This window comes from Lysinibacillus telephonicus (genome assembly GCF_003966145.1).
Lineage (GTDB): Bacteria > Bacillota > Bacilli > Bacillales_A > Planococcaceae > Ureibacillus > Ureibacillus telephonicus.
In genome coordinates, this window is sequence record NZ_RXNR01000002.1 from 73,090 (window position 1) to 96,757 (window position 23,668).

Here is a 23,668-nt window from a genome sequence, read left to right on the forward strand (position 1 = left end):
TTTTTATTTAAAATTGAAAGTATTTAGGCGAGGGGTGTTGGAATGTCTGAATATGTTTTGGAATTAAAAGGAATAACAAAGGAATTTCCCGGAGTAAAAGCTTTAGATAACGTTCACTTTAAATTAAAAAAAGGTGAAATCCATGCGCTTATGGGAGAAAACGGAGCTGGTAAGTCTACGTTTATCAAAATAATTACAGGGGTTCATTCTCCAAACAAAGGAGAAATGTATTTGTACGGTGAGAAAGTAGAGTTTAATAATCCCAAAGATGCCCAAGTAAAAGGGATTGCAGCAATTTATCAGCATGTTACGAATTTCCCTGACTTAACTGTCACAGAAAATATTTTTATGGGACATGAAAAAGTGAGTCCAATTACTAGGCGTTTGCTTTGGAAAGAGATGCATTATGAAGCTCGAAGCCTTTTACGTCAGCTTGGTTCAACAATTGACCCTAAAGTAGAGATGGGTTCTCTAAGTGTTGCTCAGCAACAAATTGTAGAAATTGCAAAAGCAATATCAACGAAGGCCAAAATTATTATTATGGATGAGCCTACTGCAGCATTGACTGCCCGTGAAAGTGAAGAGTTATATAAAATTGCAGAAAAGTTAAGAGATGATGGCGTATCAATTATTTTTATCTCTCACCGCTTTGAGGATATGTATCGATTAGCAACTCAAGTTACTGTCTTGCGAGATGCGAAATACATGGGGAGCTGGGGAGTTGATGAAATTTCAAATGAACAGTTAATTGTTCAAATGGTCGGTAGGGAAATATCACAAGTGTTTCCAAATAAACATAATGAGATTAAAGAATCAATCTTAGAAATTAAAAACCTAGGGAAGATTGGTTATTTTGCTGACATATCCTTTAATGTTCGCAAAGGAGAGATTGTCGGATTGACAGGGTTGGTTGGAGCAGGAAGAACAGAAGTTTGTCAGGCAATTTGCGGTATTGCTCCGGCAGATAAAGGTGAAATTTTTATAAAAGGGAAAAAAGTAAAAATAAAAAAACCAAAGGACGCAATGAATTTTGGTATTGGCTACTTACCTGAAGACCGACAGTTACAAGGCCTAATTTTATCTTGGGATATAGGTAGAAATATTACTTTGCCTTCTATGAAAAAGTATTCGCAAAAGGGATGGCTAAATCCAAAAAGAGAGGCAACTGTAGCTAAAGAATTGGCTGAAAAGGTAAGTGTTAAAGCGAATTCGATTTTCGATTTAGTCAGTTCATTATCTGGAGGCAATCAACAAAAGGTATCTGTGGCAAAACTATTAACTGCCGATGTAGAAGTAATAATCCTTGATGAACCGACAAAGGGTGTAGATGTTGGGGCAAAGTCTGCAATCTATGAAATTATTAATGATCTTGCTGCACAAGGGTATGGCGTCTTATTAGTTTCCTCTGAAATGCCTGAAATACTCGGCCTAAGTGATCGGATAATCGTGATGAAGGAAGGGCGCATTGCTACTACTTTAAGCAAAGAAGAGGCTACTCAAGAACGAATTTTAGAGGCAGCGATGGGAAGTGAACCAACAAATAATCGAGAAGTAGTAGTCGAAGTGTAATAAGAAGGATATGGAGGTAAAACATGAACGAACATGTTATACAGCAGACCGATAATATCGAAAAACATACACTTTCAAATAAATTATTAGCAAATATATCGAAATTTCGAGAACTCGGTTTAATTGTATTTATTGTAATACTCTGTGCATTTATTCAATGGCGAAATTCGAGTTTTTTAACGATTGAGAATATAAACGATATGATTACAAATGCTGCCATTCTTAGTATTTTGGCAGTGGGGATGATGCTTGTACTAGTAACTCGTGGAATCGATTTATCAATAGGAGCAATTATTGCTCTATCAGGTATGATTTGCGCACAGCTTGTTAGTCAGTTTAGCTTAAATCCATTATTAATTATTTTAATTGGAATCGTAATAGGTATTGTATGCGGAGTGTTAAATGGAGTACTTATAGCGAAAATTGGAATACTCCCAATCATTGCAACGTTGGCGCTAATGAATGTCTTTAGGGGATTGACATATCGCATTAGTAATGGAGAATGGGTTAGCTCATATCAGATGACAGATAGTTTTTTATCGATTGCCACAGGAAAAGTTTTTGGAATAAATAACTTAATCGTAATTGCCATTGTCATTTATATTATTTTTTATTATGTCATAAATCATACGGTAATCGGAAGGCAAATTTATGCCGTAGGGAGCAATCCGGAATCAGCAAAGGTAAGTGGAATTAATGAGAATAAAATTTTAATTCTCGTTTATTCAACACTTGGTGGATTATCGGGTTTAGCAGGAGTTTTATGGGTTTCAAAATTTGCCTCTGCACAGGGAGATACTGCAACGGGCTATGAATTAACGGTCATTGCTGTATGTATTCTTGGAGGAGTAAGCATAGCTGGTGGGGCAGGGAAAGTTTCAGGTGTACTTTTAGGTGCATTGCTTCTAGGAATATTGCAAAATGCCCTCCCATTATTAAATGTTTCACCTTTTTGGCAAACAGGGATTCAAGGGGCGATTATTCTAATTGCTGTTATTTTAAATACTCTAGTAAAACGAAGCGTGGATAGAAATAATTTAGTAAGGAGGAAGATTTAATGAATAATAAATCGCTTGCTGAAGAAAATTATCTTCCAAATAATTTAGCAAATAAAAAAGAGTTTTCATTAAAGTCTTTCTTTTTACAATGGGAATGGCTATTAATTTTAATTCTATTTTTAGTATTTATTATTAACTCAATACTTTCACCTTACTTTTTAGATGCTAATAGTTTGCTAGGAGCAACTTCTACTTTTTTGGATAAAGCATTTATTGTTTTTCCAATGGCGCTCATTATGATTATGCGCGATATTGATATATCCGTTGGTTCAACTGTTGCTTTATCGGGTGTAGTAATGGCAACTGTTTATAATTCGTTTGGTTTCCCTATGGAAATTGCTATTTTAGTTTGTTTAGCCGTAGGAGCATTATGCGGATTAATAAATGGCCTATTGATTGTTAAATTTAAGGAACTATCTGCTGTAATTGTCACTTTAGGAACAATGATTTTGTTTCGAGGGATTGCGTATATCATTTTAGAGGATCAAGCTTCAGGAAATTTCCCTGATTGGTTTAATTATTTTGGATGGGGAACTGCAGGGAATATTCCATTTATTTTAATAGCTTTTATTATTGTAGCGATTGTTTTTACATTACTTTTGCATAAAACAACTTTCGGGCGCAATGTTTATGCAATCGGAAGCAACCCAACAGCAAGCCGTTTCTCAGGGGTTAGTGTAGATAAAATTAGAGTTATTGTTTTCGTATTAGCAGGGGTGATGGCTGCTGTAACTGCTATATTCCTAGCATCACGTATGGGCAGTACTCGACCTAATGTGGCATCAGGCTATGAATTAGAGGTAATTACAATGGCTGCCTTAGGCGGTATAAGTACTGTTGGCGGAAAGGGGCGGATGTTAGGAACGATTTTAGCTGTTTTCATAATCGGCTTCTTACAATATGGTCTCGGTTTAATTAATATTCCATCACAAACTTTATTGATAATTATTGGTGCATTGTTAATTTTGGCAGTAGCAACGCCAAAATTAAAACTACCGAAGTTTTTGTTGCGTAAATAAGGTTTTAATTAGGAATCGTTTTGGTTCTTATTAAAATAACAATTTAAAACATTGGGGGTAAAGATATGGGGAAATTTAAAAACGTACTAATGCTCCTTTTGATGTTGTTGCTACTAGCAGCGTGTGGAAATACTTCAACAGAGGCTCCAGCGACAGAATCGGAAGGAGAGGGAGAAGCAGGAACAGCAGGCGATGCTGGAGAAGGCGGTACAGCGAAATATGCCTTCGTATTTAAAAATACAGGGAATCCATATGGGGAAAAGATGTATGAAGGATTTGAAAAGGCAATTAATGAAGCTGGGGGAGAAGTCATTTACCGTTCACCTGATCAACCAACAGCAGAAGGTCAAATTCAAATTATTGAGCAGTTAATCACTCAAAAAGTGAGTGCTATTGCGATTGCAGGTAACGACAACGATGCGTTGGAACCGGTATTAAAAAAGGCGATGGAAAATGGTATAAAAGTTCTTTCTGTTGACTCAGCTGTAAACTCAAATAGTCGTATGCTTCATGTAAATCAAGCGAACCCAGAACGTATTGGACGTGTTCAGATTCAAGCGATAGGTGAAATGATAAATTATGAAGGGCAAATTGCAATTTTAAGTGCTACTTCTCAAGCAACAAATCAGAATTTATGGATAGAATGGATGCAAGAAGAGCTAAAAGATCCTAAATATGCAAATATGGAATTAGTTAAAGTAGCATATGGGGATGATTTGCGTGATAAGAGTGTTTCTGAAACTGAAGCATTATTAAAATCATACCCAGATCTAAAAGGGATTATTGCTCCAACAACTGTTGGTATTGCTGCTGCGGGTAAAGTATTGACGGATAAAGGGTTAGCGGGGGAAGTTGCTTTAACAGGCCTTGGTTTACCTAGTGAGATGGCAAGTTATATTGAAAATGGTGTATCCCCATGGATGTATTTATGGAATCCAATTGATGTAGGTTATGCAGCAGGCTATGCCTCTGTAGAACTTGTTAATGGAAAAACAGGTGCATTGGGCGAAACGTTTGAAATAGGTGAACTAGGTTCCTTTGAGGTTGTAGAAGATGGGGATGGAACGCAAATTATGCTTGGGGATCCATTTAAATTTGATTCTTCAAATATTAGCGAATGGAAAGATGTATATTAATTAAAAGATAATGTGTGGTAAAAATCTCTGTTTTCTTAAAAGCTTACTACACTAATAATATGAAATAGTCAATAAGAACCTGCTCATTTTTACCTTTGAAAATGAGCAGCTTTTTCTTTATTATAGGTAGAAATTTTTACTATTTATTTGGGGACGTTTGGGGATAACTCTAATTTATAGCTTGAGAGAACGCATAGGAATTGCATACTTTTTCATTTTAGGATTAGTCATCATTTACAAAAAAATTCATTTGATAGCGCTGTACTGCAGTGCAGTATTAAGATTTCCATTTTTCTATATTTTTTAAAAAATAGATAATTATTCTTTTTATTATAATTGTAATATGATATTTTTAATTCATACTATTATTTTACAACTAAATAGGTTATTAAGTGCTCGATTTTTCGAGGTAAAAGGGAAACCAGTGCAAATCTGGTACAGCCCCCGCTACTGTAATTGCTGATGAAATCACAATGCCACCATAAATTTGGGAAGGTGTGAGAGTAAAACGAAGCTTAAGTCAGGAAACCTGCTTGATAACGTTTAATCAAACTTTTCGGAGGGAGAAGTTTAGGTAAAGTAGTATACTATACTATTTTTGTTTGTTCTTATATGAATGATCAGGCCTTTACTCCCTTCCGAGAGTAAAGGCCTTTTTCTATTAAGATACCTTCTTTAAGAGATGGTAAAGAGACGTATTTAATATATGGATTTTAAGGAGGAATCATATTGCAAAAAGGGAAAATTTTCGTTGTTGGTTTTGGTCCAGGGGATTATGAACATATTACAAAACGGGCAATAGACGCTTTGCAGCAAAGTGAATTTATCATCGGCTACAAAACATATGTCGAGCTTATTGAACATCTTGTTACAGCTAAATCAATTATTAGCACCGGAATGACTGAAGAGGTTTCTCGGGCACAGGAAGCAGTTAAACAAGCAGAAGCCGGAAAAATCGTATCTGTTATTTCCAGCGGTGATGCAGGCGTATATGGAATGGCAGGGCTTGTGTATGAAGTTTTAATTGAGCTTGGATGGACAGAAAAGGAAGGGATTGAGGTTGAAATTGTTCCTGGAATTTCAGCTATTAATTCCTGTGCTAGTTTACTAGGTGCACCAATTATGCATGACTCTTGCACGATAAGTCTAAGCGATCATTTAACACCTTGGAAATTGATTGAAAAAAGAATTGAAGCCGCTGCCATGGCTGATTTTGTTATTGCATTTTACAACCCGAAAAGTGGTAGAAGAACAAGACAAATAGTTGAAGCGCAGAGAATTTTACTAGAGTATCGATCTCCTGATACACCTGTTGGACTAGTAAAAAGTGCTTATCGCGACCGTCAAAATATTGTTATAACAACGTTGGCAGAAATGTTGGATCATGATATCGGCATGTTAACTACAGTTATTGTTGGAAATTCAACAACCTTCTTTTATGACAATAAAATGATTACTCCTCGGGGCTACCAAAGAAAATATACACTGGGTGAGGAAAAGCAGGCATTGCGCCCACATCAACGCTTGAAAAAAGAGGCAGAGCCTTGGGCAATGGATCAGGAAACAGGAGAGGCACCATCGGGGTATGAGCGTATTGAAAGGAAGCCTAAAGAAAAATCAATTCAGCAACCGAAAAAATCTTCACTGGAAATGGCTCAATTAGCAGTTTCACTCTTAACAAAAGGTAGTTCATCGACAGCAGTACAGGAGAAAAAAATTGTACAACAGGCGATTGAGTCGATTTTTGAAGTTGCAGTAAGTCCAGGAGTAGCAAATAAATTCTTTACCCCGGAACAGATGCGAACACTCGCTGATATTGTTGGTGAAGAAGGGACAATGGAGTATACACCTGAACATCAAATTCACCTAAAAATTCCTACTACTGATCCGACAGCGATTACCGATAAGCTGCAATCAGTTGGGTTTTTAATTGCTCCAATAGGAGATGTTGCAAACATTAAAGCGTGTGATTTCTGCTACGGAGAAAAGGCCGATTCAATTCCATATGCAGAGGCGCTTCAAGAAAAATTTGGCGGCATGAATCTACCAAAACAATTAAACATTGGCTTTAATGGTTGTGGGATGGCCTGTTACCGTGCAGTTTTCGATGATATCGGAATTGTATATCGAAAAAACAAGTTTGATATTTTCCTAGGAGCTAAACCAGTTGGACGGACTGCACACGCTGCACAGCCTGTTGTAGAGGGGTTGGAACCAGAACAATTATTACCGCTAATTACAGACATTATTAATGAATATAAACAAAATGCCCATCCTAACGAACGATTATTTAAATATTTTAAACGGGTGAAGAAGATTTTGAACTTCGAATACCAAGAGATGGGTAGCAAGATAAAAATTGAGCCGGCTCCATGCGGTGATTAGGAGGTTAGCGATGATCTTATTTTTAGCAGGTACAAGTGATGCAAGGGCACTCGCTGTTCTCTTGCAAAGTAAAGGTTACTCGTTGTTAGCGACGGTAGTTACACAATCAGCTGCGGATAGTCTTGCAGAAGAAAACATTCCACATCACATCGGAAGGTTGACTGCAGAAGAGATGCAAGCTTTATGTGTAAAAAATAACTGTTCTTGTATTTTAGATGCAAGCCACCCTTTTGCAGAAGAAGCATCAAAACAAGCAATGGCGGCAGCTCAAGCTCTTAACATTCCATATATTCGGTTCGAACGAAAGCAAGAGCATTATCAACACTCTCTAATTACTGAAGTAGCTAGTTATCAGCAGGCGGCGCAATTAGCGTTGCAAAAAAGCGGAACAATCATGCTTACAACAGGTAGTAAAACGCTAAAGACATTCACAGATGTACTTAATGGACAAGAAGGAATTCGAGTAATTGCCCGTATGCTGCCAAATACTGAAAATATGGAAAAATGTCAAGAGCTAGGAATAGCACAAAAAGATATTGTAGCAATTCAAGGGCCATTCACTAAAGAATTAAACACAGCACTTTACAAGCAGTACGGAGTAACAGTGATGGTTACAAAGGAAAGTGGAAAAGTGGGCTCCGTAGATGAAAAGATTGAAGCAGCATTAGAATGTGGTATCGAAATTGTTTTAATAAAACGTCCACAAATTAAATATGGACAACAATATGAAACTTTCGAAGAAGTAGAAGAAGCACTAAAACAGTTGGGAGGAATTTAAGTTGAATTTCAATACAGACTTTACACCATTAACAGTTGACCCGGATAAAATTTATGACTATAGCTTTTCTATTATTGAAGAAGAAATGGGAGAGCACTCGTTTACGGATGACCAGTGGAAAGTAGTTAGACGAGTTATCCATGCATCTGCTGATTTTGAATTAGGACGCAGTGTAATGTTTACTCCAGATGCAATCGAGGCAGGGATTCAATCTATTTTAGCAGGTCGTCATGTTATCGCCGATGTACAAATGATAGAAAGTGGATCAGGACGTAAACGATTCCAAAAACATGGGGGAGATTTACATTGTTATATTGCCGATCCAGATGTAGCGAAAGAAGCGAAGGAACAAAATACTACTCGAGCTATTATTTCGATGCAAAAAGCAGTTCGAGAAAATGAAGGGGGTATTTATGCAATTGGAAATGCACCAACTGCATTATTAGAACTAATCCGCCTCATTAAAGAAGGAGTTGCGAAGCCTGATTTAATTATTGGAATGCCTGTTGGATTTGTTTCAGCTGCTGAGTCAAAAGCAGAACTTGCAAAATTAGAGGGTATTCCATTTATTACAAATGTAGGTCGAAAGGGTGGAAGCACAGTTACAGTTGCTGCATTAAATGCTATTTCTATATTAGCGGATGAACGAGCGAAAAAATAATTATGGTTAGTAGCGATAAAAAAGATCCAAAAAAAATGCGTAATGGATTTACAACTGGAGCATGTGCGACCGCTGTTACAAAGGCAGCATTAATGGCCCTATTAACAAATGAAGTACAAAAAAAAGCAACCATTCACCTGCCAATTGGACAGGATGCAACATTTACGATTGAATCATGCACATTTGAAGAAGGTAAAGTTACTTGCGAAACAATCAAAGATGCTGGAGATGATCCAGATGCAACACATCAGGCAAGGATATTAAGTACTGTACGATTTGTTGAAACCCCAGGAATCCATTTAGATGGAGGCATTGGGGTTGGACGCGTAACAAAACCAGGGTTGCCAGTTGAAGTAGGACAGGCAGCTATTAATCCAGTACCACGTAAAATGATTCTTTCAACGGTGCAGCAGATAATTGATGAATACGGAGTGAAATGCGGAGTTGAGGTAATTATTTCAGTGCCTGATGGAGAAGAAATTGCAAAAAAGACTCTCAATGGACGTCTTGGGATTATTGGCGGCATTTCAATTTTAGGGACAAGGGGCATCGTTGTTCCTTTTTCAAGTTCAGCCTATATGGCTAGTATAGTTCAAGCAATCAGTGTTGCAAAGGCAGCAGGCTGCGACCACCTTGTAATCACAACAGGTGGTCGAAGTGAGAAATTTGCTATGGCACAATACCCACATTTGCCAGAAGAAGCCTTTATCGAAATGGGGGACTTTGTAGGTTTTACTTTAAAGCATTGTAAAAAGCAAAGTATTCCGCAAGTATCTCTAGTTGGTATGATGGGGAAATTCTCAAAGGTAGCGCAGGGAGTAATGATGGTTCATTCCAAAAGTGCACCGATAAATTTTGAGTTTTTAGCAAAATTAGCTCAAATTTCTGGTGCTTCAGATGAAATAGTTGAACAGGTATTAACAGCAAACACTGCATCACAAGTAGGAGATTTGATGTTAGAGAAAGGTTACACCCGTTTTTTTGACCTCCTTTGTAAATCATGCTGCTATGAGTCATTAAACCATATTAAAGAGGGCATGACGATTTCAACATCAATCTATTCAATGAAAGGTGAGTTATTAGGGAGGGCTGAGAATATTGCAACAATCGATCAAGATGATTGGAATTGGAGATAACGGTACAACAGGGCTATTGCCACAATATAAACAATGGATAGAGGACAGTGAGGTGCTTGTTGGTGGTGAACGGGTGCTTGAATTTTTTCCTTATTATAAAGGAGAAAAAATAACGATTAAAGGCGGACTTTCAAAGCTTGTTGAAACACTTCAACAGGAAACAAGGTCGACAGTTATTTTAGCTTCAGGCGATCCACTATTTTATGGTATAGGCGGGTTTCTAGCAAAAAAGCTGCCGCTGGAAATCTATCCAACAATGAGTTCTATACAGTTAGCATTTTCACGAATGAAAGAAAGCTGGCAAGATGCTTTTTTAACAAGCTTACATGGTCGTTCCATCAAAGGATTCGCACAGCGGATTGATGGAAGGGAAAAAGTAGCAATACTCACCGACGAAGTGAATAATCCAAACGCTATCGCCAGTTATTTAAAGCATTTTGGCATGAATGAATATAAAGCATTTGTTGCTGAAAATTTAGATGGTTCGGAAGAAAAGGTGGGTTGGTATTCACTTGATGAAATGGAGACACAATCCTTTTCCCCCCTAAATGTTGTCATTTTAAAGGCAATGACTAAACCAAAGCAGTATCCACTGGGCATCGATGATGAGGAGTTTTCCCAAAGAAAGCCGGATAAAGGACTCATTACAAAGAAAGAAATTCGTGTACTAAGCTTACAAGCAATGGAGCTTCATTCATCTAGCATTGTTTGGGATATCGGCACATGTACAGGGTCAATAGCGATTGAAGCAGGGAAAATAGCAAGGGAAGGGCAAATTTTTGCTATAGAAAAGAATGCCCCTGATTTAGAAAACTGTATGCTTAATCAGCAAAAATTCCGTGTTGACTTAACAACGGTTCATGCAAAGGCTCCTGAGGGTTTAGAAACCTTCCCTGATCCTGATGCAATCTTCATCGGCGGTTCTGGTGGAGAAATGGAGGAGCTTTTACAGGTTTGTACAAAACGATTAAAGAAAAATGGAAAACTAGTAATGAATGCTGCGACAATTGAAAATTTATATAAAGCGGTAACCACGTTAAAAGAAAATGGCTGTGTAGTTTCTATTTTACAAGCACAACTAGCACGTAGTAAGCCAATTTTAGATATGACTCGTTTTGTACCGCTAAATCCGATTTATATAATTACAGCGTATCGAGAGGATAAAGAAAATGACTAATTTGGGCACTTTATATGGGTTAGGTGTTGGACCAGGAGATCCAGAACTTATTACAGTAAAAGCATTTCGAATTATACAAGAATCTCCGGTAATTGCTTACCCAAAAAAACTAAGGGGAAGTAAAAGTTATGCACATCGTATTGTAGATGTATATATCAATCCACAAGAAAAGGACATGCTTGGACTTGTTTTTCCAATGACGAAAGACGAAGAGATCTTAGCACGTGAATGGTCAAAATCTGTTGAGCTAGTTTACGAAAAACTTAGTGAGGGAAAAGACGTTGCTTTTGTAACGGAAGGGGATCCTCTTTTATATAGTACGTTTATTCATATGATGAAACTAATGCAAGAAAAACATCCAGATGTATCGATTCAAGTAGTACCTGGAATCTCTTCAATTAATGGAACTTCGGCTAGACTCGGTATTGCTTTGGCGGATGGGGATGATCATTTAGCAATCATACCTGCAGTAGATGACTATGACGCGATGCGAAATGCTATAGAAAGTAACGATGCTGTTGTCTTCCTTAAAGTAGCGAAAGTTATTGATTTAATGCTGCAAGTTTTGCGTGATTTAAATTTAGTAAAGAACGCTGCTGTCGTAACAAAAGTAACTTCAGAAGAAGAAGTTGTTTGGAATGTAGATGAGCTTGATGGAGTAGATTTAGAATACTTAACACTAATGGTGGTGCGTAAATAATGGATAAAATTTGGATTGTTGGAGCGGGTCCCGGTGATCCAGACTTAATTACGGTAAAAGGGCTGGAAATCTTGCAAAAAGCAGATGTCGTCATGTATACAGACTCCTTGGTGAATGAGGAACTGATTGCAAAAGCCAAGCCGGGCGCAGAAATAATTCGAACAGCTGGAATGCATTTAGAGGAAATGGTCGATATCATGGTTGACCGGGTGAAAAATGGAAAAATGATTGCACGAATGCATACCGGAGATCCTGCGATGTATGGTGCAATTATGGAACAAGTTGCATTACTCAAAACCCACGGCATTGGTTATGAAGTTATTCCCGGGGTTAGTTCTGTATTTGCTTCTGCAGCTGCTATTGGAGCAGAACTTACAATACCAGATTTAACACAAACACTTATCTTAACACGTGCAGAAGGACGGACACCCGTACCGGAGTTTGAGAAATTGCGTTTGCTTGCTAGCCACCATTGTACAATTGCACTATTTTTAAGCGCTACTTTAACAAAGAAAATAGTCAAAGAGCTGCAGGAAGCAGGGTGGGCAGATAATACGCCTGTTGCTGTTATTCAGCGTGCTACTTGGCCAGACCAAAAAATTGTTCGCACAACATTAAGTGAATTAGATGAAGCAATGCGTGTTAATGGCATTCGTAAACATGCAATGATTTTAGCGGGTTGGGCCCTTGATCCAGATATACACGATAAAAAAGAATATCGTTCAAAACTATATGATGCAAGCTTTACACATAGCTTTAGAAAAGGCGTGAAAGTAAATGATTGAGTTACAGGAAGGTATTCTACCAGACATCCATGTTCGACATCCATATGCAATTGTAGCCATTACAAAACATGGTGTCCAAATGGGGCGTGAATTACAACAATCCTTTGCGAGTGCGGACCTTTATTATATGGGGAAATTTACAAAAGGTGATGAAGAGGAACGCAACATTCAGTTATTTAACGGATCAGTACGTTTATTGTTGCCGGCTCTTTTTAAACAATACAAAGGTTTAATTTTAATAATCTCACTAGGTGCTGTTGTGAGAATGATTGCACCAATTTTAGTAGATAAAAAGAAAGATCCGGCAGTAGTAGTCATTGATGACCGCGGTGAACATGTAATTAGTGTTTTATCAGGGCATCTAGGCGGTGCAAATGCTTTGACCCATGAAATTGCGAACGTAATGGGAGCAAAAGCTGTTATTACAACTGCATCAGATGTACAAAAAACGATACCTGTTGATTTATTCGGCGCTCGTTTTGGCTGGGTGTGGGATAGCGAGGAAAAACTTACCCCTGTCAGTGCTTCAGTAGTAAATGAGGAGCATGTAGCAATTGTCCAGGAGACAGGTGAAAAAAATTGGTGGATGCATGAAACACCTATGCCGAAAGAAATCATTATCTACCCAACCATAAAAGATGCGATTCAAGCAGAGCCCCAAGCCTCTCTAATTATTACAGATCGACTCCTTCAGCCGAGTGAAGAAATTTTGCTAGAAAACGGAGTCGTATATCGTCCGAAATCGCTTGTACTAGGCATGGGATGCAATCGAGGCACCTCTCTTGATGAAGTCGAGGCTGTAATTGATGAAACATTAATAGAGTTGCAGCTTTCGAAGAAGAGTGTAAAGGCGCTTTGTACGATTGACTTAAAAAAAGATGAATCTTGTTTTTTAGCAATAACTGAAAAGTATGGCTGGGAATTTGTAACTTACACACCTGCCGAGTTAAATGAAATGCCTCTTCCAAATCCTTCAGAAACGGTATTTAAATTTACAGGTGCTTACGGTGTCAGCGAGCCTGCAGCTATGCGTTATGCAAAAACTTCTGATTTATTGCTGCAGAAAAAGAAAAGCGGCAACGTAACGATTAGCGTTGCACGTTTATCATTTTAGGAGGGAGTCTTTTGACGAACCGTTTTGTGATTGGTGGAACAGGAAGTGGCGTTGGAAAAACAACCTTTACAATAGGTTTAATGTATGCCTTAAAGCAAAAAGGTCTTGAAGTACAAGGGTTTAAATGTGGGCCAGACTATATTGATCCAACTTACCATACAGCTGTAACGGGCCGAATTTCACGCAATATTGATAGTTGGATGTTAAATCATGAGACAGTCATTGATATTGTAAGCCGCGCTAGTAGACATGCGGATGTATCAATTATCGAAGGTGTCATGGGATTTTACGACGGAAAAAGTCCTTTAGAAGATACGGGGTCAACTGCAGAGATTAGCGTAATTACAAAAAGTCCTGTTGTATTAATTGTAAATACAGCAAGTATGGCAAGAAGTGTTGCTGCAGTTGTTAAGGGATTTCAAACATTATCAGAAAAACCTAATATTGTTGCGGTCATTGCTAATCAAGTCGGAAGCATTGGGCATTTCGAACTGGTGAAAGCGGCAATAGAGCAGGAATGTAAAGTACCTGTTATTGGTTATTTAAAAAAGGATCCAACTTTATCGATACCAAGTCGCCATTTAGGTCTTATCCCAACAATTGAGCGCGGCGAGTTGGATTCATTTTTCGAGAAATTAGGATCACTTATTGCTGAAACCGTTGATTTAGAACAATTGCTAGAATTAACAAAGGCTGAAGTTTTAAACGAGGCAGGACAGCTATTTAAGCAACAAGAGAATACAGGACTAACAATTGCGGTTGCAAAAGATCAAGCTTTTAATTTTTATTACGAAGAAAACTTAGAGTTGATGCGTGCTAAGGGTGTAAATCTCGTATTTTTCTCACCGCTTCAAAATGAACCTGTTCCAACAAATGCTGATGGTCTATATATTGGTGGAGGTTTTCCAGAGGAGTATGCGGTGCAGCTAGAGTCGAATACAATTGCCAAAGAATCAATTCGGAAAGCAATAAACAAAGGGCTTCCAACGTTAGCGGAATGTGGTGGCTATATGTATTTAACAGAGGCAATTACAACTACATCGGGTGAGCGCCGCGAGATGGTTGGTGTTATTCCAGGAGAGGTAGTAATGCAGGATAAACTTGCTGCATTAGGATACCGAGAAATTACTGGGGTTGCTGGAAACTTTTTAATAAGCGAAGAAGAAAGTGCAAAAGGCCATGAATTCCATTACTCGAAATACGTTGGGAAGCATGATGCACCTGCCTATAAAACAAAGGGACGCTTTGGCATGAAAGACGAGGGCTATCAAAGGGCGTGTCTAGTTGCAGGGTATACACATTTCCATTTTGCATCCAATCCTAAGCTTATTGATAATTGGATTGATGCATGTAAGAAGGTGAAAGTATGACAAATCTATTTCCAGTATTATTAAATCTCGATTATAAAAAAGTGGTTATTGTAGGTGGTGGTCATGTAGCTTATCAGAAACTAATGGCACTTCTTCCAACAAAGGCAAACATTATTGTCGTTAGTCCAGAAGTTCAAGATAGTATTGTTCCATTGCTAGAAAAGCCAAATATCACATGGCGCCAAAAGGTATTCGAGCCGAAAGATTTAGATGACGCTTCTCTAATTTTTGCAGCAACAAATAGTGAAGCAATCAACGATGCAGTTGAAGAAGCTACACAGCATTGGCAGCTGTTAAGCCGTGCTGATGCACAAAGTCGTATAGATTTTATTAATCCGGCTGTAGTTCGGCGTGGAGATTTTGTTGTTGCAGTTTCCACCTCGGGAGCAAGTCCAAGTCTAACGCGCAAAATTAAAAAGGAACTAGAAGTACAGTTCGACGAAAGTTACGCCCAATATGTAGATTTTTTAAAGCAGGCGCGTGACATTGTAAAAAGCGCCATCACAGACAGAGAGGAACGTAAAACGGTGTTGCAACAACTATTAGATTCGAGACTTCATGAATGGATACAACAAGGTAACATTGAGCGTTGCCATCAATATTTACAACAACTTTTAAGCGGAGAAAAAACATCATGATAGGAAAAGTTTATATTGTTGGCGCTGGGCCAGGCGATCCGAAGCTTATTACAGTTTACGGGCTTGAATGTATTCAACAGGCAGACGTTATAGCCTATGACCGTTTAGTTAATACACAGTTGCTAAATCAAGCAAAACCCCTTGCAGAATTGATTTATTGCGGAAAAGAACCAGGCAAGCATGGCCTTATTCAAGAAGAGATTCATAGTTTACTTGTACGGGAGGCATCCGCTGGAAAGACCGTTGTACGCTTAAAGGGCGGCGATCCATTTGTGTTTGGACGTGGTGCAGAGGAGGCAGCGGTATTAGCGGAAGCGGGAATACCCTATGAAATTGTACCAGGTATTACTGCAGGAATTGCTGCACCGGCTTATGCGGGCATCCCAGTAACTCACCGTGATTATGCTACTAGCTTTGCTATTGTAACCGGACATGGCCGAGAAGAAAAAGGGAATGACTTTTTAGATTGGAATGCTTTGGCGAATGGAATTGACACAATCGCCTTTTATATGAGTATAGGCAATATTGAACATATCTCTGCTCAATTAATCAAACATGGTCGTCCTCATACAACCCCAGTAGCTGTTATTGAATGGGGTACGACTAAAGAACAGCGTACTTTAACAGGGACACTAGAAACAATCACAGCCCAAATAAAACAATCAGGATACAAAAATCCTTCGATGATTATCGTTGGCGAAGTCGTTAAGGTGAGAGAAGAAATTGCTTGGTTTGAGGAACAATTTCAGAAACAACAGGAGGCGTTGAAATGAGCGTAATCGAGGCATTAAAACGAAGACGAGCGGTTCGTAATTATACGGATAAACCTGTAGAAAAAGAAAAGATTGAGCAATTATTAAAGGTTGCAACATATGCGCCAAATGATCGTTTACGAGAGCCTTGGCATTTTTATGTCTTGCAGGGAGAATCCCTTAAACGGTACGAAGAAGTAGCAAAGGAATATTTACTTGAGCGCTTCCCAACAAAGCCTAATCTTGTTGAAAGCTCTTTAAAAGTAATTCAGACAACCCCAGTTGTTATTGTTGTAACTGCAGATCAAGTAGAAGGTGATGAAGACGCTACAAAGGATAATATCTTTGCTGTTTGTAGTGCGATTATGTCTATGTGGCTAGCTGCTGAGGAGTTAGGTTTAGGATTTGTTTGGCGTACTCGCGGTGTCGGCTTAGTACATGATCAAAGATTACATGATTTTATTGGTGCACCCTCTCATCAACAGGTAGTAGGTACTATTTTTATAGGTTATCCAGCAGAAAAACCAACTGAAGAAAAGAAGCGTACGGATTATAATGAAAAAACTACCTGGTTATAAGGGGGAATAGCTGTGGCACGTAAAGGTTTATTACTAGTTTATACAGGAGATGGCAAAGGAAAAACCACTGCTGCATTAGGTGTGTCTTTAAGGGCTATAGGTCGTGGTTTAAATGTGCGATTTATGCAATTTATTAAATCTCCAGAACGTACATATGGAGAAAAAATTGCACTTGCTAAATTAGGTGTTGAAACAGAGCAGCTTGGAACAGGCTTTACATGGACCAAAACACCAGAGGAGCACCGAGCAGCTCTTAAAATCGCATGGGAAAAGGTAAAAGAAGCGTTAGCAGATGAATCAATTGATTTGCTTGTACTCGATGAATTGAATAACGCACTTGCCATTGATAGATTCCCTATTGATGATGTTTTGCCAAGGGAAGAGGTAATCGAGGCAATTAATAATCGGCCAGCAACTATGCATTTAGTGATAACTGGAAGAGACGCACATCCATCAATAATAGAAATAGCTGATTTAGTTTCTACAATTGAGCCAACTAAACATTATTATGATGAGGGAATTCCAGCGGTAAAGGGGCTTGAATTTTAGTGCAAAAAGCGAAAGCAATTATGATACAGGGAACTTCTTCGGATGTTGGGAAAAGTGTAATTTGCACGGCGTTATGCAGAATTTTTTCGAATGATGGCTACCGTGTAGCACCATTTAAGTCTCAGAATATGGCGTTAAATTCCTATATTACTAGCGATGGCGGTGAAATTGGACGTGCCCAAGGTGTACAGGCAGAGGCAGCACGTATAAAAGCAACAACTGATATGAATCCAATTTTGCTAAAGCCAAAGCAAGACATGGTGTCTGAGGTTGTAGTACACGGCAAGCATTATATAGATATGGATGCTAAAACGTATCGTAATGATTTTGTTGAACAGGTAATGCCAATTGTCCGCGAATCTGTTGAAAGATTACAGCAAAGCTATGACATTATTGTATTAGAAGGTGCGGGCAGTCCTGCAGAAATAAATTTAAAAAAACGAGATATTGCCAATATGAGAATGGCACATCTAACAGATGCAGCCGTTATTTTAGTCGCAGATATTGATCGCGGTGGAGTATTCGCATCAATTGTTGGGACATTAGCGCTCCTAGATGAAGAGGAACGTAAACGAGTTAAAGGACTTTTAATTAATAAGTTTCGTGGAATGAAGGAATTACTTGATGACGGCTTAACATGGGTTGAGGAAGAAACTGGAATTCCGGTGCTAGGTGTTATTCCATATATCGATGTTCATATAGAGGCGGAAGATTCTCTTGCTTTATCCTCTCTAAAGCTGAAGAAGCCGAAGCAGGGTGAATTTGCTGTAGATGTTGCAATGATTCGATTGCCACGTATTTCAAACTTTACTGATATTGATCCGTTTTTCGAAGAGCCTGAAGTTGGTGTAAGGATTATTTCGAAGGTTGAGGAATTAGGCGCACCAGATTTACTTATAATACCTGGTACGAAAAACACAATGGACGACTTAGTTTGGTTAAAAGAAAGAGGCTTTGATACAGCAATACAAAAATTGCATGCCCGTGGAACGAAAATTTTCGGAATTTGCGGAGGCTATCAGATGCTTGGAGAAGTATTGATAGATGAAGATAGTATTGAAGGTTCAGGGAGCACCGAGGATGGGTTGCAACTTCTGCCAATTCAAACAATTTTCACTCCTAATAAAAAGACCGTTCAAGTTAAAGGGAAAATTACGGCTTTGGAGTTAGATGTAGAAGGATACGAAATACATCTAGGCCGAACAACACTTAGCAATGATGCGAAGCCATTTTTGCAGTTGGAAGACGGTAGGATAGATGGAGCGATAAGCCAAGATGGACAAGTAATTGGAACGTATTTACATGGAATATTCCACAATAGACTTTATACGAGAACTCTTGTAAATGAGCTGCGCGGTAAAAAGAATCTTCAGCTGCTTCCTTCTAATGTTAAAAGCGACTTACAAATGCGTGAAGAAGCTTATGAGCTATTAGCAAGCCATGTACGGGAGCATATAGATATGGACAAGTTATACAGCATTTTGCAGCAAACAGGGCAATGATTTATTGAGTATTTTTTATACAGCAGGAGGGATAAAGGTGACAACTTGGGATTTAGACGGTATGCAAAGACATTTATTAATTTGTAATGGAAGTACTTGTATGAGGGCCGGTGCTGAGGAAGTAACGCAGGAAATTCGCCGGGAAATTGCGAAAAATCAACTTGATGCGAAAATACATACTTCAAGAACTAGATGTAATGGTCGCTGCAAAGATAAATGTATCGTTATTTCGTATCCGGATGCGACGTGGTACCGAGTGCCAGATATAGATGTTGCAAAACAAGTAGTTCATGAAGAGGTTGCCACAGAAAATGTAATTTATCGTCTTGGACAGCAAGGCTTAGTGAAAAATCCAGACAGCAAATCAGTAAAGGGCATTTCTAAGGATAAGGCGGCGAACCGAAAAAAAGGTGAAGGAGATCATAAAGTGAAAAAAGCTATTCTTTTTGTTGGTCATGGAAGCAAACTAGAGGCAGGTAATGATGAAGTACGCGAATTTGTTAATCGAACAACCTATATGATTGAACCAGGTATTATAGTGGAAACTTGCTTTTTAGAATTCGCTTCACCAAATATAGAAGAAGGCATCGAGCTATGCATTGAAAAAGGTGCAGAGGAAATTCATGTTGTTCCTATAATCCTATTAAATGCAGGTCACTCAAAACTCCACATTCCTGCTGAAATTGAGCATGCAAGAGGGCATTTCCCGCACATCACTTTCACTTATGGTGAAACGATTGGTATCCATGAAGAAGTTTTTGAAATTTTAAAAACTCGATTAGCAGAAATAGGGTTCGATTCAGATGTACAGCATGAAGAAACGGCTATCTTGTTAATTGCACGTGGCAGCAGTGATGCTGAGGCAAATGGAGACTTTTACAAAATTTCTAGGTTGTTATGGGAAAGGCTTGACGTAAAGTGGGTTGAGTGTGCCTTTATGGGAGTTACAACTCCAACTGTTGAAGAAGGAATTGAACGCTGCGTAAACCTAGGTGCTAAGCGCATTATTATGCTCCCATATTTCTTATTTACAGGAATTTTAATGGAGCGAATGAAGAGAATGCAGGAAAAGGCTGCAGCGCAATACTCTGGAACCAGTATTGAAATAGCCGAATATTTCGGTTATCATCCAAAACTGCAAAGCGTCTTAGTCGAGCGTGCTGAGCAAGCTATGAATGGTACTTCAAAGGGAATGAAGGTTTTAGAAGATTATCGTGTATATGCTAAGGAACATGGCCATGTACATCATCACCATCATCACCATTGATAATAAAATTTCTTTAAGTACGAAGGGGGCATAAATGTGTTTGCAATAATATGTCTCCTTGCGCTTTTTATTGATAGAATAATTGGAGACCCAGAGTGGCTGCCACATCCAGTTCGCTGGATAGGAAGGCTTATAAGTCTATTAGAAAATAAATATAATAGGAATACTGGGAGAGTGTGGAAGGGTGCCGTTTTAAGCCTAGCAATTATTTTAATTGTCTATACGATCACTTTTGCTATTGTATGGGGAAGTTATCAAATTCATTATGCTTTAGGAGTGTTCGTTGAAGTAATATTAATTGCAGTCGCACTGGCACAAAAAAGTTTAAAAGATGCAGCGATGGTTGTATACAATAGATTAAAGCTAAATGATTTAAAAGAGGCTCGTGTAAAACTTGGCTGGATTGTCGGACGAGATACACATAATCTAGAAGAAGATGAAATTGTTCGCGGCGTTGTTGAAACAGTATCGGAAAATACAAGTGATGGAGTCACGGCCCCATTATTTTACGCTTTATTATTCGGTGCCCCTGGAATCTGGGTTTACAAAACGATTAATACTTTAGATTCTATGATTGGATATAAAAACGAGCGATTTAATGAATTTGGTCGTTTTGCTGCAAGACTGGACGATATAGTTAACTTTATTCCAAGTCGAATTACTGGTTTACTTATATTATTTTCTACAAGAAATCAAGGTAAGTACTCTCTCAAAAAAAGAATTTTGCTATGGTATAGAGATGCAAAAAAACATCCAAGCCCGAATAGCGGATATTTAGAAGCTGCAACCGCATATCAGTTAGGTATTAGGTTGGGGGGCTTTAATTCATATGGGGGTAAACAAACTTTTAGAGCTTATATGGGAGAACCAATAGAGATTCTTCAAAAGAAGCATATCCTTGCATCAATACAGCACATATACACGGTAAGTCTGTTCTTTACGTTAATAGTAGGAGGAGTAATATATGCAATATCCCTCGCATGGCGCTAATTCAGAGGCACTATATAAAAGGTTTGGAATCGATATGCCTGACAAAGTTTGGGACTTAAGTGAGAATGTTAATTTTCATGGCTATCCTAATAGTTTCCATCAATTATGGCCAAGTCTTTTGGAGAAAGTTTCACAGTATCCAGATGAAACAGCAGAGCCCCTCCGAAGTTTATTAGCAAAAGAACATCATATACCTGTGGAAAATATCGTTGTTGGGAATGGAGCTTCGGAGTTGCTAATGTGTTTAGCTCGCTTATATGAGCGGAAAAAAGTTTTGGTAATTCATCCATCCTTTTCAGAATATGAGCGTACACTTAAACAAAGTCATGTTGAAACAATTTCAATCGTAGTAGAAGATATCATTACATATCAATTGCCGGTTGAAAAAATTAAAGCTCAGATGGAAAAAGCAACAGCTGTTTATTTATGCAGCCCAAATAATCCGACTGGAGTTGTTATTCCAAAGCATATTCTTAAAGAATTGATTATACATGGGATGGCAACTGATTGTGATGTTGTCGTTGACGAAGCATTTATGGATTGGACGGACGAAAACGAATCGATTGTTTCATTAACAAGTCAATTTCCCAATTTAATTGTATTGCGTTCAATGACGAAGATGTATGCATTAGCGGGAATTCGATTAGGATATTTAATTGGGCAAAAAGCAAATGAAATTAAACGATATTTACCTCACTGGAATGTTAATCAATTAGCCGTTGAATTAGGCATTATGTGCTTAAAAGAACATGAGTTTAAAGAGATGTCAAAGCAATCTATTATTCCAATAAGGGAAGAATTGAAACGATTTTTAATCGTACATGATTGCATCGTTACTAATAGTCAGGTTAATTTTCTATCTTTTCAACTGCCTAAGTCATGGGATGCAAAATCATTTTATTTTGATTTAATTCGAAAAGGAATTGTATTAAGACATACTGAAAACTTTAAAGGAATGGACGGCAGTTGGCTTAGAATTGCAATTAAGGATCAACAAACAATGGAAATGTTTAAAAAAGGATTTAGACAATATGCAAAAGACAACCATTTATTTAGTTCGTCATGGGGAGACTGAGTGGAATAAAAAAGGAATATTACAGGGCTGGCTTGACTCCCCGTTGACGCAAGAGGGAGTTAAACATGCTAGGATGTTAAATCAAGCATTACATATAAAAAATATTGAATCAGTTTATTCAAGTGATCTAAATCGAGCAATTCAAACTGCTACAATTCTAGCCCCTTCCAAATCAATTATAAAAGATGCAAGATTACGAGAAATTTATCTAGGTGAGTGGCAAGGTCAAAAAATTAGTAATTTAAATAGTTTACCTGATTATATTACATACTGTAATGAGCCGCACCTTTTCCAAGGGGCAACTCAGGAAAGATTTGAGGAAATAAGTAGAAGAATGATGGAGTGTTTACAATACATCCATCAGCACACAACTGGTAATGTACTTGTTGTTTCTCATGGTGTTGCGATTTTATGTTGTTTAATGTATATCTTGAAAACTCCAATTGAAAAGCTATGGGAAATCGCCAATATACAAGGAACAAGTGTAACTACTTTAGAGTGTATTAATGGTCATTTTAATGTGAAGACAATTGGAGAGATTAATCACTTAAATGGTAAATGAAAAATAGTAAGGGTATTATCAAGTGAAAAGAATTTTCTCCTTTTATCTTCAAAGGGACCTTACCAAATGTTGTTTTGGCAGGGTCCCTTTTCAGCTGATTCTACCGATAATGCAGCTAATGCCTCTTCAGCACTTGAAAAAGCTGGACGAATTAGAAGAAGGCGTTCGATATAATTTTCTACTTCAGGAGGCAACTGTAACTCTTCCTGCCAGCTTCTTTCCTTTCTTTCACTTGGTGTAAAGTTTGAATAAAGTAAGAAAAGTAGGAAGTGTCCTATGAAATATAAATCACTAATATGATTTTCTAATTTCTTTGGGTTATCAATTTTTTCTAAATCAACGTTCTCTTTTATATAAGCTGCTAAGCCGAAGTCTATGATATGAAGGGCATCTTCTTTTAGTAAAATATTTGGAATTCGCAAATCACGGTGGACAATTCCTTTTTTGTGAAAATCTACAACAATTTCAAGAAGTTCTTTTGTAATATTAAGAGATTGTTCGACAGAAAATGATTTTCCGGTTCTAAAAATTGCCTGTTCGAAAGTCTGCCCATCAATATAATCCATTATATAAAAGGGTGTATCATACAATTCACCATGAGAAATTACAGAAGGTACTCTAGGGAGGCCCATTTCCTTTAACATTGTAATTTCTTGCTGAAATTTATGGCGTAATTTTTTGTTGTTGCGATGTTTTAATTTCATACGTTTTAAAACATATTTTTTTTGAGACTTTGATTCCTCTATTAAATAGGCTATACCATAAGATCCGACTCCTAGTTGTTCAATAAAATGATAATCTGTTTCGTTCTCAATATAGGACTTTACAATCTTATGGTATTTGAATTCGAAAAAATTGTGAATCATT

23 protein-coding genes and 1 riboswitch are annotated in these 23,668 nt (G+C 37.9%); of the genes, 22 read left to right on the forward strand and 1 reads right to left on the reverse strand.

The genetic code is table 11. The features are described 5' to 3' along the window. Positions 1–42: 42 nt before the first annotated feature. The 22 genes from EKG35_RS00995 (at position 43) to EKG35_RS01100 (ending at position 22,801) form a co-directional block, all read left to right on the forward strand. Positions 43–1,569 (forward strand): sugar ABC transporter ATP-binding protein, encoded by a 1,527-nt coding sequence (locus tag EKG35_RS00995; protein ID WP_126292443.1) that lies wholly within the window; start codon positions 43–45, stop codon positions 1,567–1,569. Positions 1,570–1,592: 23 nt separating this feature from the next. Beyond that, on the forward strand, positions 1,593–2,627 hold the full coding sequence (locus EKG35_RS01000) for an ABC transporter permease (protein ID WP_126292444.1): 1,035 nt from the start codon (positions 1,593–1,595) through the stop codon (positions 2,625–2,627). After that, positions 2,627–3,646, forward strand: a complete 1,020-nt coding sequence (locus EKG35_RS01005) for an ABC transporter permease (RefSeq protein WP_126292445.1) — start codon at positions 2,627–2,629, stop codon at positions 3,644–3,646. The genes EKG35_RS01000 and EKG35_RS01005 overlap by 1 nt, the downstream gene beginning before the upstream one ends. Before the next feature lie 65 nt (positions 3,647–3,711). Then, entirely contained in the window at positions 3,712–4,782 is a 1,071-nt protein-coding gene (gene rhaS, locus EKG35_RS01010; RefSeq protein ID WP_126292446.1) for a rhamnose ABC transporter substrate-binding protein, read from the forward strand. A 373-nt stretch (positions 4,783–5,155) separates the two neighbouring features. Further along, positions 5,156–5,333: riboswitch (cobalamin riboswitch) on the forward strand. Between the two features lie 175 nt (positions 5,334–5,508). Continuing rightward, positions 5,509–7,167 (forward strand): precorrin-3B C(17)-methyltransferase, encoded by a 1,659-nt coding sequence (gene cobJ, locus EKG35_RS01015; protein ID WP_185807603.1) that lies wholly within the window; start codon positions 5,509–5,511, stop codon positions 7,165–7,167. A 10-nt stretch (positions 7,168–7,177) separates the two neighbouring features. Beyond that, positions 7,178–7,945 carry a precorrin-6A reductase gene (gene cobK / locus EKG35_RS01020; RefSeq protein WP_126292448.1) on the forward strand — a complete coding sequence of 256 codons (768 nt, stop codon included), beginning with the start codon at positions 7,178–7,180 and terminating at the stop codon, positions 7,943–7,945. A 1-nt stretch (position 7,946) separates the two neighbouring features. Then, positions 7,947–8,606 carry a precorrin-8X methylmutase gene (locus EKG35_RS01025; protein WP_126292449.1) on the forward strand — a complete coding sequence of 220 codons (660 nt, stop codon included), beginning with the start codon at positions 7,947–7,949 and terminating at the stop codon, positions 8,604–8,606. A 2-nt stretch (positions 8,607–8,608) separates the two neighbouring features. Next, the gene (locus EKG35_RS01030; protein ID WP_126292450.1) at positions 8,609–9,742 is read left to right on the forward strand and encodes a cobalt-precorrin-5B (C(1))-methyltransferase; all 1,134 of its coding nucleotides are present in this window, start codon (positions 8,609–8,611) and stop codon (positions 9,740–9,742) included. Then, the gene (gene cbiE, locus EKG35_RS01035; RefSeq protein ID WP_126292494.1) at positions 9,723–10,919 is read left to right on the forward strand and encodes a precorrin-6y C5,15-methyltransferase (decarboxylating) subunit CbiE; all 1,197 of its coding nucleotides are present in this window, start codon (positions 9,723–9,725) and stop codon (positions 10,917–10,919) included. Before EKG35_RS01030 ends, cbiE begins: the two co-directional genes overlap by 20 nt. Further along, positions 10,912–11,619: a precorrin-2 C(20)-methyltransferase gene (gene cobI, locus EKG35_RS01040; protein ID WP_126292451.1), complete on the forward strand. Its 708-nt coding sequence runs from the start codon at positions 10,912–10,914 to the stop codon at positions 11,617–11,619. The genes cbiE and cobI overlap by 8 nt, the downstream gene beginning before the upstream one ends. Continuing rightward, entirely contained in the window at positions 11,619–12,404 is a 786-nt protein-coding gene (gene cobM / locus EKG35_RS01045) for a precorrin-4 C(11)-methyltransferase (RefSeq protein ID WP_126292452.1), read from the forward strand. Before cobI ends, cobM begins: the two co-directional genes overlap by 1 nt. After that, positions 12,397–13,518: a cobalt-precorrin 5A hydrolase gene (locus tag EKG35_RS01050; protein WP_126292453.1), complete on the forward strand. Its 1,122-nt coding sequence runs from the start codon at positions 12,397–12,399 to the stop codon at positions 13,516–13,518. Before cobM ends, EKG35_RS01050 begins: the two co-directional genes overlap by 8 nt. An 11-nt stretch (positions 13,519–13,529) precedes the next feature. Continuing rightward, positions 13,530–14,888 carry a cobyrinic acid a,c-diamide synthase CobB gene (locus tag EKG35_RS01055; RefSeq protein ID WP_126292454.1) on the forward strand — a complete coding sequence of 453 codons (1,359 nt, stop codon included), beginning with the start codon at positions 13,530–13,532 and terminating at the stop codon, positions 14,886–14,888. Next, the gene (locus EKG35_RS01060) at positions 14,885–15,526 is read left to right on the forward strand and encodes a precorrin-2 dehydrogenase/sirohydrochlorin ferrochelatase family protein (protein ID WP_126292455.1); all 642 of its coding nucleotides are present in this window, start codon (positions 14,885–14,887) and stop codon (positions 15,524–15,526) included. Before EKG35_RS01055 ends, EKG35_RS01060 begins: the two co-directional genes overlap by 4 nt. Continuing rightward, complete coding sequence (cobA, locus tag EKG35_RS01065) at positions 15,523–16,299, forward strand: uroporphyrinogen-III C-methyltransferase (protein ID WP_126292456.1); 777 nt, start codon at positions 15,523–15,525, stop codon at positions 16,297–16,299. The genes EKG35_RS01060 and cobA overlap by 4 nt, the downstream gene beginning before the upstream one ends. After that, entirely contained in the window at positions 16,296–16,856 is a 561-nt protein-coding gene (locus EKG35_RS01070) for a nitroreductase family protein (RefSeq protein ID WP_126292457.1), read from the forward strand. Before cobA ends, EKG35_RS01070 begins: the two co-directional genes overlap by 4 nt. Before the next feature lie 12 nt (positions 16,857–16,868). Beyond that, positions 16,869–17,405: a cob(I)yrinic acid a,c-diamide adenosyltransferase gene (locus EKG35_RS01075; RefSeq protein WP_126292458.1), complete on the forward strand. Its 537-nt coding sequence runs from the start codon at positions 16,869–16,871 to the stop codon at positions 17,403–17,405. A gap of 20 nt (positions 17,406–17,425) precedes the next feature. Continuing rightward, entirely contained in the window at positions 17,426–18,907 is a 1,482-nt protein-coding gene (locus EKG35_RS01080; protein ID WP_126292495.1) for a cobyric acid synthase, read from the forward strand. Between the two features lie 37 nt (positions 18,908–18,944). After that, on the forward strand, positions 18,945–20,174 hold the full coding sequence (locus tag EKG35_RS01085; protein ID WP_126292459.1) for a CbiX/SirB N-terminal domain-containing protein: 1,230 nt from the start codon (positions 18,945–18,947) through the stop codon (positions 20,172–20,174). A 30-nt stretch (positions 20,175–20,204) separates the two neighbouring features. Next, positions 20,205–21,164, forward strand: a complete 960-nt coding sequence (gene cbiB, locus EKG35_RS01090) for an adenosylcobinamide-phosphate synthase CbiB (protein ID WP_425462043.1) — start codon at positions 20,205–20,207, stop codon at positions 21,162–21,164. Further along, positions 21,139–22,239 carry a pyridoxal phosphate-dependent aminotransferase gene (locus EKG35_RS01095; RefSeq protein WP_126292461.1) on the forward strand — a complete coding sequence of 367 codons (1,101 nt, stop codon included), beginning with the start codon at positions 21,139–21,141 and terminating at the stop codon, positions 22,237–22,239. The genes cbiB and EKG35_RS01095 overlap by 26 nt, the downstream gene beginning before the upstream one ends. Continuing rightward, entirely contained in the window at positions 22,196–22,801 is a 606-nt protein-coding gene (locus EKG35_RS01100; protein WP_126292462.1) for a histidine phosphatase family protein, read from the forward strand. Before EKG35_RS01095 ends, EKG35_RS01100 begins: the two co-directional genes overlap by 44 nt. 59 nt (positions 22,802–22,860) lie before the next feature. Here the strand turns inward: EKG35_RS01100 and EKG35_RS01105 are convergent, their stop codons facing one another. Next, positions 22,861–23,667 carry a serine/threonine protein kinase gene (locus tag EKG35_RS01105; protein WP_126292463.1) on the reverse strand — a complete coding sequence of 269 codons (807 nt, stop codon included), beginning with the start codon at positions 23,665–23,667 and terminating at the stop codon, positions 22,861–22,863. Between the last annotated feature and the right edge of the window lies 1 nt (position 23,668).